Origin of the sequence: Sphingomonas sp. Leaf25, assembly GCF_001421635.1 — a bacterium.
Lineage (GTDB): Bacteria > Pseudomonadota > Alphaproteobacteria > Sphingomonadales > Sphingomonadaceae > Sphingomonas.
This window is the reverse complement of sequence record NZ_LMKU01000009.1, coordinates 21328-35073: the sequence shown is the minus strand read 5'-3', so window position 1 is coordinate 35073 and position 13746 is coordinate 21328. Positions and strand designations below refer to the sequence as shown.

The 13746-nt window shown below is 67.8% G+C and carries 13 protein-coding genes; 7 read left to right on the top strand and 6 right to left on the bottom strand.

The window, feature by feature from the left end; all coding sequences use genetic code 11:
• Positions 1–66: 66 nt before the first annotated feature.
• Entirely contained in the window at positions 67–678 is a 612-nt protein-coding gene (locus tag ASE78_RS04470; protein ID WP_056493830.1) for a flavin reductase family protein, read from the bottom strand.
• 75 nt (positions 679–753) lie between these two features.
• Between ASE78_RS04470 and ASE78_RS04465 the strand changes: the two genes are divergently transcribed.
• The 5 genes from ASE78_RS04465 to ASE78_RS04445 all read left to right on the top strand — a co-directional run bounded on the left by ASE78_RS04465 (position 754) and on the right by ASE78_RS04445 (position 5624).
• Positions 754–1446 (top strand): cytochrome b/b6 domain-containing protein, encoded by a 693-nt coding sequence (locus ASE78_RS04465; protein ID WP_056493827.1) that lies wholly within the window; start codon positions 754–756, stop codon positions 1444–1446.
• Positions 1443–2195 (top strand): molybdopterin-dependent oxidoreductase, encoded by a 753-nt coding sequence (locus ASE78_RS04460; protein WP_056493824.1) that lies wholly within the window; start codon positions 1443–1445, stop codon positions 2193–2195. Before ASE78_RS04465 ends, ASE78_RS04460 begins: the two co-directional genes overlap by 4 nt.
• A gap of 98 nt (positions 2196–2293) precedes the next feature.
• Complete coding sequence (locus ASE78_RS04455) at positions 2294–3511, top strand: argininosuccinate synthase (RefSeq protein WP_056493821.1); 1218 nt, start codon at positions 2294–2296, stop codon at positions 3509–3511.
• Between the two features lie 122 nt (positions 3512–3633).
• Positions 3634–5271 carry a hypothetical protein gene (locus tag ASE78_RS04450; protein ID WP_414886727.1) on the top strand — a complete coding sequence of 546 codons (1638 nt, stop codon included), beginning with the start codon at positions 3634–3636 and terminating at the stop codon, positions 5269–5271.
• 26 nt (positions 5272–5297) lie between these two features.
• Positions 5298–5624: a hypothetical protein gene (locus ASE78_RS04445; protein WP_056493818.1), complete on the top strand. Its 327-nt coding sequence runs from the start codon at positions 5298–5300 to the stop codon at positions 5622–5624.
• 63 nt (positions 5625–5687) lie between these two features.
• Here ASE78_RS04445 and ASE78_RS04440 read toward each other — a convergent pair whose 3' ends face one another.
• From ASE78_RS04440 to ASE78_RS04420, 5 genes are read right to left on the bottom strand one after another with little or no spacing between them, the layout of a single operon-like run.
• Positions 5688–6818, bottom strand: a complete 1131-nt coding sequence (locus ASE78_RS04440; RefSeq protein WP_056493815.1) for a GNAT family N-acetyltransferase — start codon at positions 6816–6818, stop codon at positions 5688–5690.
• Between the two features lie 41 nt (positions 6819–6859).
• Complete coding sequence (locus ASE78_RS04435; protein WP_056493811.1) at positions 6860–8140, bottom strand: mechanosensitive ion channel family protein; 1281 nt, start codon at positions 8138–8140, stop codon at positions 6860–6862.
• Positions 8137–9330 carry a cystathionine beta-lyase gene (metC, locus tag ASE78_RS04430; RefSeq protein WP_056493808.1) on the bottom strand — a complete coding sequence of 398 codons (1194 nt, stop codon included), beginning with the start codon at positions 9328–9330 and terminating at the stop codon, positions 8137–8139. Before metC ends, ASE78_RS04435 begins: the two co-directional genes overlap by 4 nt.
• A complete protein-coding gene (locus tag ASE78_RS04425; RefSeq protein WP_056493805.1) occupies positions 9327–10157 on the bottom strand; it encodes a sulfurtransferase in 831 nt (276 codons plus the stop codon). Before ASE78_RS04425 ends, metC begins: the two co-directional genes overlap by 4 nt.
• Positions 10158–10198: 41 nt before the next feature.
• A complete protein-coding gene (locus ASE78_RS04420; protein ID WP_200910994.1) occupies positions 10199–10804 on the bottom strand; it encodes a TetR/AcrR family transcriptional regulator in 606 nt (201 codons plus the stop codon).
• 166 nt (positions 10805–10970) lie between these two features.
• Between ASE78_RS04420 and ASE78_RS04415 the strand changes: the two genes are divergently transcribed.
• Entirely contained in the window at positions 10971–12137 is a 1167-nt protein-coding gene (locus ASE78_RS04415; protein WP_056493802.1) for an acyl-CoA dehydrogenase family protein, read from the top strand.
• Positions 12134–13729 carry a carboxyl transferase domain-containing protein gene (locus ASE78_RS04410; RefSeq protein ID WP_056493799.1) on the top strand — a complete coding sequence of 532 codons (1596 nt, stop codon included), beginning with the start codon at positions 12134–12136 and terminating at the stop codon, positions 13727–13729. The genes ASE78_RS04415 and ASE78_RS04410 overlap by 4 nt, the downstream gene beginning before the upstream one ends.
• The last annotated feature ends 17 nt before the right edge of the window (positions 13730–13746 follow it).

Genomic DNA, 13746 nt, shown 5'->3' with positions numbered 1-13746 from the left:
AGGCTCCTTCGCCAGCCTTGAATCAGAACTACCGACGATTGAAAATCCTCCAAATGCAGACACGGCCTAGCGCGGACGGTCCATGACGAACCTGGCATCCTCGCCAACCTCGAAATAATCGCCCGCGCCGCCGCCGCGCAGGATCGGGCGGGCGCGTGCCGTTTGATAGACACCGTCGTCAAGCAGCGACCGGTCGATATGGACGTGGACGACCTCGCCCAGCACCAGCCATGTCGGGATCGCGCCGCCGGCCGCATCGGTCAGTTGCACGATCTGGGTCAGGCGGCATTCGAACTGCACCGGCGACCCGGCGACACGCGGCGGCGCCACCGCCACCGAGGGCAGCGTGTCGAGCCCGGCGAGCGCGAACTCGTCGCGGTCGGTCGTCGACGAGGTGGCGTTCATCGCCTCCCCCTGCGCGCGGGTGGCGAGGTTCCACACGAACGTGCCCGTTTCGCGCACGTTCGCCAGCGTGTCCTTGGCCCCGGTCGACGCGAAGCCGATGATCGGCGGGCGATAGTTGAAGGCGTTGAAGAAACTGTACGGCGCGAGATTGCGTTTGCCGCCTGCCGAAAGACTGGAAATCCAGCCGATCGGCCGCGGGGCGACGATCGCGTTGAACGGATCGTGCGGCAGGCCATGGCCATCGGCCGGAACATAGGAATGGAAGTCGGTCATGCAGCCCCAACGCACGAGGCGGACGAAGCGTGCAAGCCCCTTCGCAGCGCGTGGCAGGGCGGATAGGATGCGGCGATGAACGCACGCACCGTCTATCGCCACCGGCTGGCCACCCGGTTGTGGCACTGGGTCAATGCGGTGGCGATCGTCATCCTGATCGGCAGCGGGCTGATGATCCTGAACGCCCACCCCCGGCTCTATTGGGGGCGCTATGGCGCGAATTTCGACGCGCCGTGGATCACGTTCGACCGGTTTCCCGGCTGGGTGACGATCCCGCAGACCTATAATCTGGCGCTGGCGCGCAACTGGCACCTGAGCTTCGCGCTGGTGCTGGGGTTCGGCTTGCTGGCCTATATGATCGTCAGCCTGCTCAACCGCCATTTCCAGCGCGACCTGACGATCCGGGCACGCGAATTGTCGCGCGCGCACCTGATGGCCGACGTGAAGGCGCATCTGGCGTTCCGCTTCCACGATCCCGAACGACCGGGCGACTATAACGTGTTGCAGAAACTCAGCTATGCGCTGGTGCTGTTCGGGCTGTTGCCGCTGGTGATCGCGACCGGTATCGCCATGTCGCCGGGGCTGAACGCGGCGTTCCCGTGGTTGCTCGACCTGCTCGGCGGGCGGCAGTCGGCGCGGTCGATCCATTTCCTTGCGGCCGGCGGCATCACGCTGTTCGTGATCGTCCATCTGGTGCTGGTGATCCTCGCGGGCGCGGTGAACGAGGTGCGATCGATGCTGACCGGCTGGTGGCGGGTGCCACGATGAGCCGGCTGGTTTCGCGTCGCTCGGCGCTGGTCGTCGGGGCCGGTGGGCTGCTCGCCGCCTGCGACCGGGTGGCGCAACTGCCGACCGCGCAGACGCTGCTCGGCGGGGCGGAAGACGTGCATCGCGGCCTCCAGCGCGCGATCACCGCGCGCGATGCGCTGGCGGTCGAATATTCGGCGGACCAGCGCTCGCCGGTCTTTCGCGCGAACGGCACAAACAACCCGAACACGCCCGGGTATAACGCCCATGCCGCCAACCGCTTCGCCGACTGGCGGGTAGTCGTCGACGGGCTCGTCGCCCGGCCGGTGTCGCTCAGGCTCGACCAGATCCGGCAGATGCCGTCGCGCCAGCAGATCACGCGGCACGATTGCGTCGAGGGATGGAGCGCGATCGGCAAATGGACCGGGCCGCGGCTGTCGCGTCTCCTCGATCTCGCCGGGCTGCGGCCACAGGCGCGCTATCTGGTGTTCCACTGCGCCGATGCGATCGGCGGGCGGCGCTATTATGAATCGATCGACCTGATCGACGCCTTCCACCCGCAGACGATCCTTGCGTGGGCGCTTAACGACAGGTTGCTCGGCATTCCCAATGGTGCGCCGCTGCGGCTGCGGGTCGAGCGGCAACTGGGCTATAAACACGCCAAATATGTCGAGCGGATCGAGGCGGTGGCATCGCTCGGCCCCATCGCCGGGGGCAAGGGCGGCTTCTGGGAGGATGTCGCCGGCTACGACTGGTACGCCGGGATCTGACGCAGCCGACGGCCTCAAGGCTACACGCATTTCTTGCGCCCGCTGCGCGGCTCGCCTAGGCGCGCGGCAAACGTCCCCTTTGCACAAGGAGCCTTCGCATGGCCGACCCCATCAATCGCGTCGTGCTCGCCTATTCGGGCGGGCTCGACACCAGCGTCATCCTCAAATGGCTTCAGCAGAACTACAATTGCGAAGTTGTGACCTTCACCGCCGATCTGGGCCAGGGCGAGGAGCTGGAGCCGGCGCGCAAGAAGGCCGAGTTGATGGGCGTGAAGCCCGAGCATATCTTCATCGACGATCTGCGCGAGGAATTCGTCGGCGACTTCGTGTTCCCGATGATGCGCGCCAATGCGCTCTACGAAGGGCTGTATCTGCTCGGCACCTCGATCGCGCGGCCGCTGATCGCCAAGCGCCAGATCGAAATCGCGCGTCAGGTGAACGCCGACGCCGTCAGCCATGGCGCGACCGGCAAGGGCAACGACCAGGTCCGCTTCGAACTGGGCTATTACGCGCTTCAGCCCGACATCAAGGTGATCGCGCCGTGGCGCGAATGGGACCTGACCAGCCGCACCGCGCTGATCGCCTTTGCCGAGGCGCACCAGATCCCGGTGCCCAAGGACAAGCGCGGCGAATCGCCGTTCTCGACCGACGCGAACCTCCTGCACACCTCGTCGGAGGGCAAGGTGCTCGAGGACCCGTGGGAGGAAGTGCCCGAGTACGTCTTCTCGCGCACCGTCAGCCCCGAGGACGCGCCCGACACGCCCCAGATCGTCACCATCGCGTTCGAGCGCGGCGATGCGGTCGCGGTCGATGGCGAAGGCATGTCGCCTGCCACGCTGCTCGCCAAGCTGAACGACCTTGGCCGGGCGCATGGCATCGGCCGCCTCGACCTCGTCGAGAACCGCTTCGTCGGCATGAAGTCGCGCGGCATGTACGAAACGCCGGGCGGCACGATCCTCCACGCCGCGCACCGCGCGATCGAACAGATCACGCTCGACCGTGGTGCCGCGCATCTGAAGGACGAACTGGCGCCGCGCTATGCCGAGCTGCTCTACAACGGCTTCTGGTTCAGCCCCGAGCGCGAGATGCTGCAGGCGGCGATCGACCACAGCCAGCTCAAGGTGTCGGGCGAAGTCCGGCTGAAGCTGTACAAGGGCGGGTGCCACATCATCGGCCGCCGCTCGCCCAACTCGCTCTACAGCGAGAAGGTCGTGACGTTCGAGGACGATCAGGGCGCGTACGACCAGCGCGACGCGGCGGGCTTCATCAAGCTGAACGCGCTGCGCCTGCGCCTGCTCGGCCGCCGCGACCGCTGATCCCGGATGGATTTGCGCCGTGTTAGACGGCATGGCGCAAATCCATCCCCCTCCCTTGCTAAACCGCCCCGTCCCGCCGTATCGCGGTGGACGGGATGGGACGGCAACCGGGGGATAGTTTGTTGGAGTCAGGCACCGATCGCCGCTTGTGGTGGCAGACGCGGTGGTTCGTGGCGGCGATGGCGTTCCTCGCCATGGTGCCGCTGCTGTGGCCCGACGTGCCGCCGATGGTCGACCTGCCCGGCCATATGGGCCGGTATCGCGTCCAGCAATTGTGGGACACCGGACAGGCCCCGTGGTTCCACCAATGGTACAACTTCGACTGGAGCCTGATCGGCAATCTGGGCGTCGATCTGCTGGTGTGGCTGCTCGAGCCGCTGATCGGCCTCGAACCCGCGGTCAAGCTCATCATCCTGACGATCCCGCCGCTGACCGCGATCGGGCTGCTCTGGATCGCGCGCGAGGTGCATGGCCGCATCCCGCCGACCGCGTTGTTCGCGCTGCCGATCGTCTACAGCTTTCCGTTCCATTTCGGTTTCGCCAATTTCGCGCTGTCGATGGCGCTGGCGCTCAACGCCTTCGCGCTGTGGCTGCGGCTGGGGCGGCAGGGGCGGCTGGTGCTGCGCGGCGTCGTGTTCGTACCCGTAGCCGGGCTGATCTGGCTGACGCATACCTTCGGCTGGGGCACGCTGGGCGTGCTTGCCGCCTCGGCCGAGCTGATCCGCGAGCATGACAAGCGGCGCAACTGGTTCGCCGCCGCCTTTTACGCCGGGCTCCATTGCCTGGTGCTCGCCCCCCCTGCGCTGCTGATGCTGTTGTGGCGATCGGGTGGCCATGTCGGCGGGCAGACCGCCGACTGGTTCAACTGGCGCGCCAAGATGCAGTGGATGACGATGAGCCTGCGCGATCGCTGGCGGCTCTATGATCTGGCGTCGGTCGCGGTCTTCTATCTGGTGCTGTTCAAGGGCGTGCGCGACCCGAACATCGGCTATTCGCGCCACCTTGGCTTGTCCGCGCTGTTCCTGATCGCGGTCTATGCGCTGCTGCCGCGCATCGTGTTCGGATCGGCCTATGCCGACATGCGGCTGGTGCCGTATCTCTTCGGCATCTGCCTGATCGCGCTGCGTCCCAAACCCGGCGTGTCGATCCGCAACGCGGCGACGCTGGCGGCGATCGGGCTCGCCCTGTTCGTCGGTCGGATCGGGGCGACCACCGTCAGCTTCTGGCTCTACGACCGGGATTACGACCGCGAACTGGCGGCGCTCGATCATCTGCCGGTGGGTGCCCGGCTCGTCACCTTCGTCGGCGAGACGTGCTACAACGAATGGAAGATGACCCGGCTGCAACATCTGCCCGGCATGGCGCTGACCCGGCGGCTGGCCTATGCCAACGACCAGTGGTCGATGGCCGGCGGGCAGTTGCTGACGGTGCGCTATCGTATCGCGAAGGGCTTCGCCCACGACCCGTCCGAACTTGTCACCGACGTGCAGTGCCCGCGCCAGTTCTGGCGGCCGGTGGCGGCGGCGCTGTACAAATTCCCGCGCGATGCGTTCGATTATGTGTGGATGATCCGTCCGCCCCGGTACGACCGGCGGCTGGAACAGGGGCTGATCCCGGTATGGCGCAGCGGCCGCAGCGCGCTGTTCCGCATCGATCACAGCGTTCCCCCGCCCGAATTGACGTGGAGCGATCTGGGCAATCGTCCGTTTGCCCGGCCCCGCCGTCGTGCGCCGCGCCAGATGGCGGCGAGCGGAAACTGACCGGCCCGATTTTACAGGAGTATATCATGGACCTGCTGAACAACGCCCTGAACTTCGCCGGGCGGTTCGACCTGCCCGCCATCGCCGAAAAGGCCGGCATCTCGCCCGAACAGGTGCAGACGGTGATGGGCCTGCTCGCGCGCTTCGCCGACCATGCCGATCCGGCACAGGAAGCCGCCGACCACAGCGGCGTGTCGCGCCATCAGATCGAGGCGATCCTGTCGGAGATCGGCGGCGCGGACGCGCTCGGCCAACTGGCGCAACTGTTCGGCTTCGATACGGGCACGGGCACCGGCACCGGGGGTCTGGGCGACGTGCTCGGCAATCTGGGCGGCATGTTCGGGCGAAAATAAGCGCCGGGAGGCTGATCCAGCACCGCTGGATCAGCGCGGCACCGGCCCGCTCTACCGAAAACCCTATCCGCGCCGGAATGGGGCCAGTTCGCCGAGATATTCCTGCTCCTGCGCGACCGCCGCGCGTTCGCGCGTCAGGAAATCGGCGACGGCGGCGCGGAAGCCGGGGTCGGGCAGATAATGCGCCGACCATGTCGTGACCGGGGTATATCCGCGCGCCAGCTTGTGCTCGCCCTGTGCCCCCGCCTCGACCCGGGCGAGGCCGCGCGCGATCGCGGCGTCGATCGCCTGATAATAGCATAGCTCGAAATGGAGGCACGGCACTTCCTCTACCGCACCCCAGTAGCGGCCATACAGCGCATCGTCGCCGATCAGGTTGAGCGCCCCGGCGATCGGCACCCCGTCGCGTTCCGCGAGGATCAGCAGCACCCGATCGCCCATCGCCTGCGACAGCAGCGGGAAGAAGCTGCGGGTGAGATAGGGCTGGCCCCATTTGCGGCTGCCGGTATCCTGATAGAAACGCCAGAAGGCGTCCCAATGGTCGGGACGGATGTCGTCGCCGCTCAAGTGGCGGATCGTCAGGCCGTGGGCGGCGGCGGCACGTTCCTTGCGGATCGCCTTGCGCTTGCGGCTGGCGAGGTCGCCGAGGAAATCGTCGAAGCCGGCATAGCCGCGATTGGCCCAGTGGAACTGCGTGCCCGCGCGCGTCAGCCATCCCGCCGCCTCGAACAGTGGGAGCTGGTCGTCGGTCACGAAGGTGGCGTGCGCCGACGACAGTCCGTTCTGCGTCACCACCGCCTCGAGCCCCGCGATCAGCGCGCTCGCCTGTGCCCCGTCGCGCAACAGCAGGCGGGGACCGGGAACGGGCGTGAAGGGCACTGCGATCTGGAGCTTGGGGTAATAGTCGCCCCCTGCCCGGCCCCATGCGTCGGCCCAGCCGTGGTCGAACACATATTCGCCCTGGCTGTGCGCCTTGGCATAGGCCGGGGCGATCCCGGCGGGGACACCGTCGGCATCATCGACGATCACCGGCAGCGCCTGCCACCCCGATCGCCCGCCGACGCTGCCCGATTCCTCCAGCGCGGCGAGGAAGGCATGGGACAGGAACGGATTCCCGGGGCCTGCGCAGGCGTCCCACTGGTCGGCGGGAACGGCGCGGACGCCCTGGGCGATGCGGGCGGTGATGGTCGTCACGTGGTTCAAGATAAGCGCGCCGCTTCGCCCCGCAACGGTGCTCAGTCGCGCGTCACGCGGATTTCGTCACGGATCATCACTTCACGCCGGGGAACCGGGATGGTGATGCCATTCTCCTTGAACAAATCCCACAGCCGGTTGAGCACGTCGGAGCGGACATTGCCGACCCCCTGTTCGGGATCGCTGATCCACGCGAGGATTTCGTGCTCGACGGCATATTCGCCGTAGGAGATCAGCCAGACATTGGGCTTGGGACTGCGCAGCACGCGTGGGCTCTGCTGCGCCGCCTGTAGCATCAGCTTTTGTGCCAAGCGCAGGTCGGTTTCGTAGCCGACGCCGACCGGAATGCGCACCCGCACGTTGCGGTCGGAGAAGGACCAGTTCTCCACCTCCTGCGTCATCAGATTTTCGTTGGGGATCAGATGCTCCTTGCCGTCGCGGGTGATGACCGAGACGGCGCGCACGCCGATCTTGTTGACCCAGCCGAAGCTGTCGCCGACGACGATGACGTCGCCCGGCTTGATCGATCGGTCCATCAACAGGATGATCCCGGCGATCAAATTGCCGACCGTTTTCTGCAACCCGAAGCCGACCGCGAGGCCGAGCCCGCCCGAAAAGATCGCGAAGGTCGTCAGGTCGATGCCGAGCAGATCGACGCCGAAGAAGAACGCGACGATGACGATCGCGATCGACGCCAGCTTCTGCGCCAGCAGCTTCTGCGCCGGATCAAGGCTGCCCGCCTGCGCGACGCCGTGGGCGACGATACGGTTGGTCAGGCGGACGACGGCATAGAGCACGACCACGGTCAGCAGCGTGCTGACCACCGCCAGCAGCGACAGGCGGCGTCGCCCGACCGAGAAGCCGATCGCGTCGAGCGTGTTCGTGATCGGTCCCAGCCCGCCGATCGCGCCCGACAATGCCGAGACGAACAGGATCGCCGCCACCGTCCACGCGATCCAGCGGGCAAGGCCGACGCCGCGCAGCAACTGCACCGCCAGCCGCGCGACCGCCGCGCCCAGCGCCAGCCCGATGACGATGTCGGCCAGCGCCCCCCAGTCGCGGACCTGCGCCACCACCGCCAGCACCAGCACCGCGACCAGATGGCGCAGGATGTCGCAGATGCGCGGGGCGATGCCGACGACATGGTCGCCGACCCGCTTCGCCCATGCTTGCGACAGCGCCGGCCCCCACCGCCGCCCGGCGAACCAGCCGAGCGCGAGCGACAACAGGACGCAGCCGAGCGCCACGCCCGCCTCGACCAGTTGCGGCGCGTCCGGCAACGGCACCCCGCGCGCCGCCAGCCATGCCGCCGCCGGGTTCATCGCGCCGCGCGGAACCGGGCGAGGCCGGCGTCGAGGTCGGCGATCAGGTCGGCCGGGTCCTCCAGCCCGATCTGGAGCCGGACCATCGGCCCCTCCGCCTGCCAGCGGGTGGCGGTGCGGTGGCGCTGCGGATCGATCGGCAGCGCGAGGCTTTCGAAGCCACCCCAGCTATAACCGATGCCGAACAGCGCGAGGGCGTCGATCAGCGCGGCGCGGGCGACATCGCTCCCACTGTCGAGCACGAAGGCGAACAGCCCGGCGCTGCCCCGGAAATCGCGCACGAACAGGTCATGCCCCGGACAGCCGGGCAATGCCGGGTGCAGCACCCGCGCGACGCCATCCTGCCTAGCCAGCCAGCGGGCGATGGCGAGCGAGCTTTCGCCATGCTGTTTCAGCCGCACCGCCATGGTGCGCAGCCCCCGCGCGCCGAGCGCGGCATCGTCGGGGCCGACATGCTGGCCGAGCTGATAGGTCGCGTGGCGCAACCGGTCCCAGTGCGACTCGACCACCGTCGCAGACCCCAGCATCGCGTCCGAATGGCCGACGACATATTTGGTGCAGGCCATGATCGTCACGTCGACGCCGTGGGCGATCGCCGGGAACAGCAGCGGCGTGGCCCAGGTATTGTCGAGGATCGTCGTCACCCCCCGCGCCCGCGCGACCGCCGCCATCGCCGGCACGTCCTGCACCTCGAAGGTCAGGCTGCCGGGGCTTTCGAGGAACAGCACGCGGGTGGCATCGGTCATCAGTCCAGCGATTCCCGCGCCGATCATCGGGTCGTAGAAGGTGGTCGCCACCCCCATCGCCGCCAGCATGCCATTCGCGAAGGCGCGGGTCGGGTCATAGGCACTGTCGGGAAGCAGCAGGTGATCGCCGGGTTTCAGAAACGCGAGCAGCGCGGTGGTGATCGCCGCGACGCCCGACGGATACAGCAACGTGCCGTGCGCGCCGGGTTCGAGGTCGGTCAGCGCCTCGGCCAGCGACCATTGCGTCGGCGTGCCGCGCCGGCCGTAGAACAGCCGGTGATGGGTATCGCCGCCCGCCGCCGCGCGCAGGTCGGCGACGCTGTCGTACAGGATCGTCGAGGCGCGCCACACCGGCACGTTGACCACGCCGGTCGTCCATTCGGGGCGACGGCCGCCGGTGACGGCGCGGGTGGCGGGGGATACGGACAAGTCGGTCGGCTTCATGGCGTCACTTTCGGGGTGGCGGGGTCGGCGGCCCATTCGGTCCAGCTCCCGTCATACAGCGCGGCATCGCGGCCGAGCAGGTGGAGCGCAAAGGCGGGTACGGCGGCGGTAATCCCCGATCCGCAGGTCGCGGTGACTGGCCGGTCGAGATCGATCCCGGCGTCGGCGAACAGCGCGGCCAGTTCGTCGGGCGACCTCCATGTCCCGTCGGCCTGAAAAAAGCGCGCGTAGTGCAGGTTGCGGCTGCCCGGAATGTGGCCGGAGGGCAGGCCGCGCGGATCGGCCTCGCTGCCATCGAACCGCGCGGGCGAGCGCGCGTCGACCAGTTGCTCATGGTGCCTGTCGAGCGTGGCCAGCACCATCGCCCTGGTCCGCACCGCCGCCAGATCGGGATCGGCGACGAAGCGCGTCGCCTGTACCGGTGTCGTACCGGCTTCGACCGGACGCCCCTCGGCGCGCCACTTCGCCAGCCCGCCGTCGAGCAGCGCGACCGGCAACGACGGCGCGAAGCGGCGCAGCAGCCACCACGCCCGCGCGCTCGTGCGATGCGGCGAGTCGTCGTAGAGGACGATCCGGTCTTCGGGTCCGATACCGATCGCGCCCAGCCGATCGGCGAACTTCTCGGCGGCGGGCAGCGACGTCGCCTGCCCCGACGACAGGCCACGCAGATCGAGGAACCGCGCGCTCGGAATATGGCCGGTGGCGAACTCGGCGGCCTCGTCGCGCGGCGGATCGGTCTGCACCGCGACATAGGTGGCGTCGAGGACGACGAGGCCCAGATCGTCCAGACGATCGGCGAGCCATGCGGTGGAGACGAGCGGTTGCATGACCGCCGGCTTAGGCGGCACCCCGCCAAACGGCAACGGCTTCAGGTGACGCTGCGCACCGCCAGATCGACATGCAGCGCGACCACCTCGGCGCTGTCCAGCCGACCGCCCGGCCGGAACCACGTGCAGACCCCGGTGAGCAGCCCGAGCAGCGCATAGGCGGTGACGCGCACGTCGCCGATACGCAAGCTACCGTCGCCCGCCCCTTGCGCCAATATGTCGATCAGCCGCGCTTCGTACTCGCCGCGCAGGCCGGCGACGATCGCGTGGTTTTCGGGGGTCAGCGCGCGCAGTTCGGAATTGCCGACGAACACCGCCTGCTGCCGGGTGATGTGATGTTCGACATGGAAGGCGGCGAACCGCTCCAGCCGCGCCCTTGCCCCTGTCACACCGTCGAGCGCCGCATCGCAGGCGGCGATCAGGTCGCGCAGATGCCCCTCGACCACATCGAACAACAGCCCCTGTTTGGTGTCGATATGGTTGTAGAGCGATCCGGGCTGAATGCCGACCGCCTGCGCCAGCATGCGCAGGCTCATCGCCTCATAGCCATGACGCGCCAGCAGTTCGAGCCCCTTGGCCCGGATCGCCGCCAGCGTCTGGGGACCGTTCGATCCGATCGTGCGCATCTGGCCGCGTTCCTTCCCCATGGCTGCGGGAACAAGCGGGTTGCTCCCTGCGTAAACGAACGTATGATCGTTTCTATAACTGTCGGGCAAGGGCGAATCGTCCCTGGACCCGTACGAACGATGGAGAGATGCCTTGGCCCCTTGCCGCCCCGCGCCCGCCCCTCGTCCGTCGACGAAGGGTTGAGCGATGCAGGACTTTGATTTCGCGCTGGGCGAAACCGCCGACATGATCCGCGAGACGGTACGCCGCTTCGCCGCCGATCGTATCGCGCCGCTGGCGGCGCGGATCGATGCCGAGGACTGGTTCCCGCGCGACGAACTGTGGACCGCGATGGGCGAATTGGGGCTGCACGGCATCACCGTCGAGGAACGATGGGGTGGCCTCGGCCTCGGCTATCTCGAACATGTCATCGCCTGCGAGGAGGTCAGCCGCGCCAGCGCGTCGGTGGGGTTGAGCTACGGCGCGCATTCCAACCTGTGCATCAACCAAATCCGTCGCTGGGGCAGCGACGCGCAGCGCGAGAAGTACCTGCCCAAACTCATCAGCGGCGAGCATGTCGGCGCGCTGGCGATGTCGGAAGTGAGCGCGGGCAGCGACGTCGTGTCGATGAAGCTGCGCGCCGCACCGACCGAGGGCGGCTATGTGCTGAACGGCACCAAATTCTGGATCACCAATGCGGCGTACGCCGACACGCTGGTCGTCTATGCCAAGACCGGCGAGGGATCGCGCGGGATCACTGCCTTCCTGATCGAGCGCGGCATGGCCGGTTTTTCGATCGGGCAGAAGATCGACAAGATGGGTATGCGCGGATCGCCGACCGCCGAACTGGTGTTCGACGATTGTTTCGTGTCGGACGATCAGGTGATGGGACCGCTCAACGGCGGGATCGGCGTGCTGATGAGCGGCCTTGATTACGAGCGCGCGGTGCTGGCCGGCATCCAGCTCGGCATCATGCAGGCGTGTCTCGACGTGGTCATCCCCTATGTCCGCGAACGTCGCCAGTTCGGCACGCCGATCGGCAGTTTCCAGCTCGTGCAGGCGAAGATCGCCGACATGTATGTCGCGCTCAATTCGGCGCGCGCCTATGTCTATGCCGTCGCGCGGTCGTGCGATGCGGGGCGGACCACCCGTTTCGATGCGGCGGGCGCGATCCTGCTGGCGAGCGAGAACGCCTTCCGCGTTGCGGGCGAGGCGGTGCAGGCGCTGGGCGGGGCGGGCTATACGAAGGACTGGCCGGTCGAACGCTTCCTGCGCGATGCCAAGCTGCTCGACATCGGGGCGGGCACCAACGAGGTCCGGCGGATGCTGATCGGGCGCGAACTGATCGGCCATGACGCGCCGAGGGCGCAATGACCCGGCTGACCAGCGCGATCGACACGGCCGACGCGGCGTTCCGGGCGAACGATGCGCATAACCGCGCACTCGCCGCCGAGTTGCGCGACCGGGTGGCGCGGACGGCGCTGGGCGGGGCGGAGAAACATCGCGCGCGCCATGTCGCGCGCGGCAAGCTGTTGCCACGTGACCGGCTGGAGCGGTTGCTCGACGCCGGATCGCCGCTGCTCGAAATCGGGCAACTGGCGGCGAACGGCATGTACGACGGCGAGGCACCGGGCGCGGGCGTGCTGGCCGGCATCGGCCGGGTGTCGGGGCGTGACTGCATGATCGTCGTCAACGATCCGACGGTGAAGGGCGGCGCGTATTTCCCGATGACGGTGAAGAAGCATCTGCGCGCGCAGGAGATCGCGCAGGAAAACCGGCTGCCATGTATCTATCTGGTCGATTCGGGTGGCGGCAACCTGCCGCATCAGGCCGAATTTTTCCCTGATCGCGATCATTTCGGCCGCATCTTCTTCAACCAGGCGCAGATGAGCGCGGCGGGTATCCCGCAGATCGCGTGCGTGATGGGAAGCTGCACCGCCGGCGGAGCCTATATCCCGGCCATGTCGGACGAGACGGTGATCGTGCGCGGACAGGGCACGATCTTCCTCGCCGGCCCGCCGCTGGTGCAGGCGGCGACCGGCGAGGTCATCAGCGCCGAGGATCTGGGCGGTGGCGACCTGCACGCGCGCACCTCGGGGGTGGTCGACCATCTGGCGGTGAACGACGACCATGCGCTCACCATCGTGCGCGACATCGTCGCGACGCTGAACGACCCGCCGGTCAGCGACATCACCCGCCGCGCGCCGCGCGCGCCGCTGTACGACGCGGAGGAGCTGTACGGCATCCTCCCCACCGACGTACGCGCGCCCTACGACGTGCGCGAGGTGATCGCGCGGATCGTCGACGGGTCCGAACTGCATGAGTTCAAGCCGTTGTTCGGCACCACCCTCGTGTGCGGCTTCGCGCATATCCACGGGATACCGGTCGGCATCATCGCCAACAACGGCGTGCTGTTTTCGGAAAGCGCGCAGAAGGGCGCGCATTTCATCGAACTCGCCTGCCAGCGGCGGATTCCGCTGCTGTTCCTTCAGAATATCTCCGGCTTCATGGTCGGCGGCAAATACGAGGCGGAGGGGATCGCCAAGCACGGCGCCAAGCTGGTGACGGCGGTGGCGACCGCCAGCGTGCCCAAGATCACGCTGCTGATCGGCGGCAGCTTCGGTGCGGGCAACTACGGCATGTGCGGGCGCGCCTACTCCCCGCGCTTCCTGTTCACCTGGCCCAATGCGCGGATCGGCGTGATGGGCGGCGAGCAGGCGGCATCGGTGCTGGCCACGGTCCACCGCGATGCGGCCGACTGGTCGGCGGAGGAGGCCGAGGCGTTCAAGGCCCCGATCCGCGCGAAATACGAAGCCGAGGGCAATCCTTATTACGCGACCGCGCGGATGTGGGACGACGGGATCATCGATCCGGCGCAGACCCGCGACGTGCTGGGCCTCGCGCTCGCCACCACGCTGAACGCGCCGGTGCCGCAGCATCCGCGCTTCGGCCTGTTCCGCATGTGATCGGACGAAGGACCCTG

Excerpts from the sequence above, each read along its gene's own strand:
- ASE78_RS04470 (WP_056493830.1), bottom strand. The coding sequence starts at position 678 with ATGACCGACTTCCATTCCTATGTTCCGGCCGATGGCCATGGCCTGCCG.
- ASE78_RS04465 (WP_056493827.1), top strand. The coding sequence starts at position 754 with ATGAACGCACGCACCGTCTATCGCCACCGGCTGGCCACCCGGTTGTGG.
- ASE78_RS04460 (WP_056493824.1), top strand. The coding sequence starts at position 1,443 with ATGAGCCGGCTGGTTTCGCGTCGCTCGGCGCTGGTCGTCGGGGCCGGT.
- ASE78_RS04455 (WP_056493821.1), top strand. The coding sequence starts at position 2,294 with ATGGCCGACCCCATCAATCGCGTCGTGCTCGCCTATTCGGGCGGGCTC.
- ASE78_RS04445 (WP_056493818.1), top strand. The coding sequence starts at position 5,298 with ATGGACCTGCTGAACAACGCCCTGAACTTCGCCGGGCGGTTCGACCTG.
- ASE78_RS04435 (WP_056493811.1), bottom strand. The coding sequence starts at position 8,140 with ATGAACCCGGCGGCGGCATGGCTGGCGGCGCGCGGGGTGCCGTTGCCG.
- metC (WP_056493808.1), bottom strand. The coding sequence starts at position 9,330 with ATGAAGCCGACCGACTTGTCCGTATCCCCCGCCACCCGCGCCGTCACC.
- ASE78_RS04425 (WP_056493805.1), bottom strand. The coding sequence starts at position 10,157 with ATGCAACCGCTCGTCTCCACCGCATGGCTCGCCGATCGTCTGGACGAT.
- ASE78_RS04420 (WP_200910994.1), bottom strand. The coding sequence starts at position 10,804 with ATGGGGAAGGAACGCGGCCAGATGCGCACGATCGGATCGAACGGTCCC.
- ASE78_RS04415 (WP_056493802.1), top strand. The coding sequence starts at position 10,971 with ATGCAGGACTTTGATTTCGCGCTGGGCGAAACCGCCGACATGATCCGC.
- ASE78_RS04410 (WP_056493799.1), top strand. The coding sequence starts at position 12,134 with ATGACCCGGCTGACCAGCGCGATCGACACGGCCGACGCGGCGTTCCGG.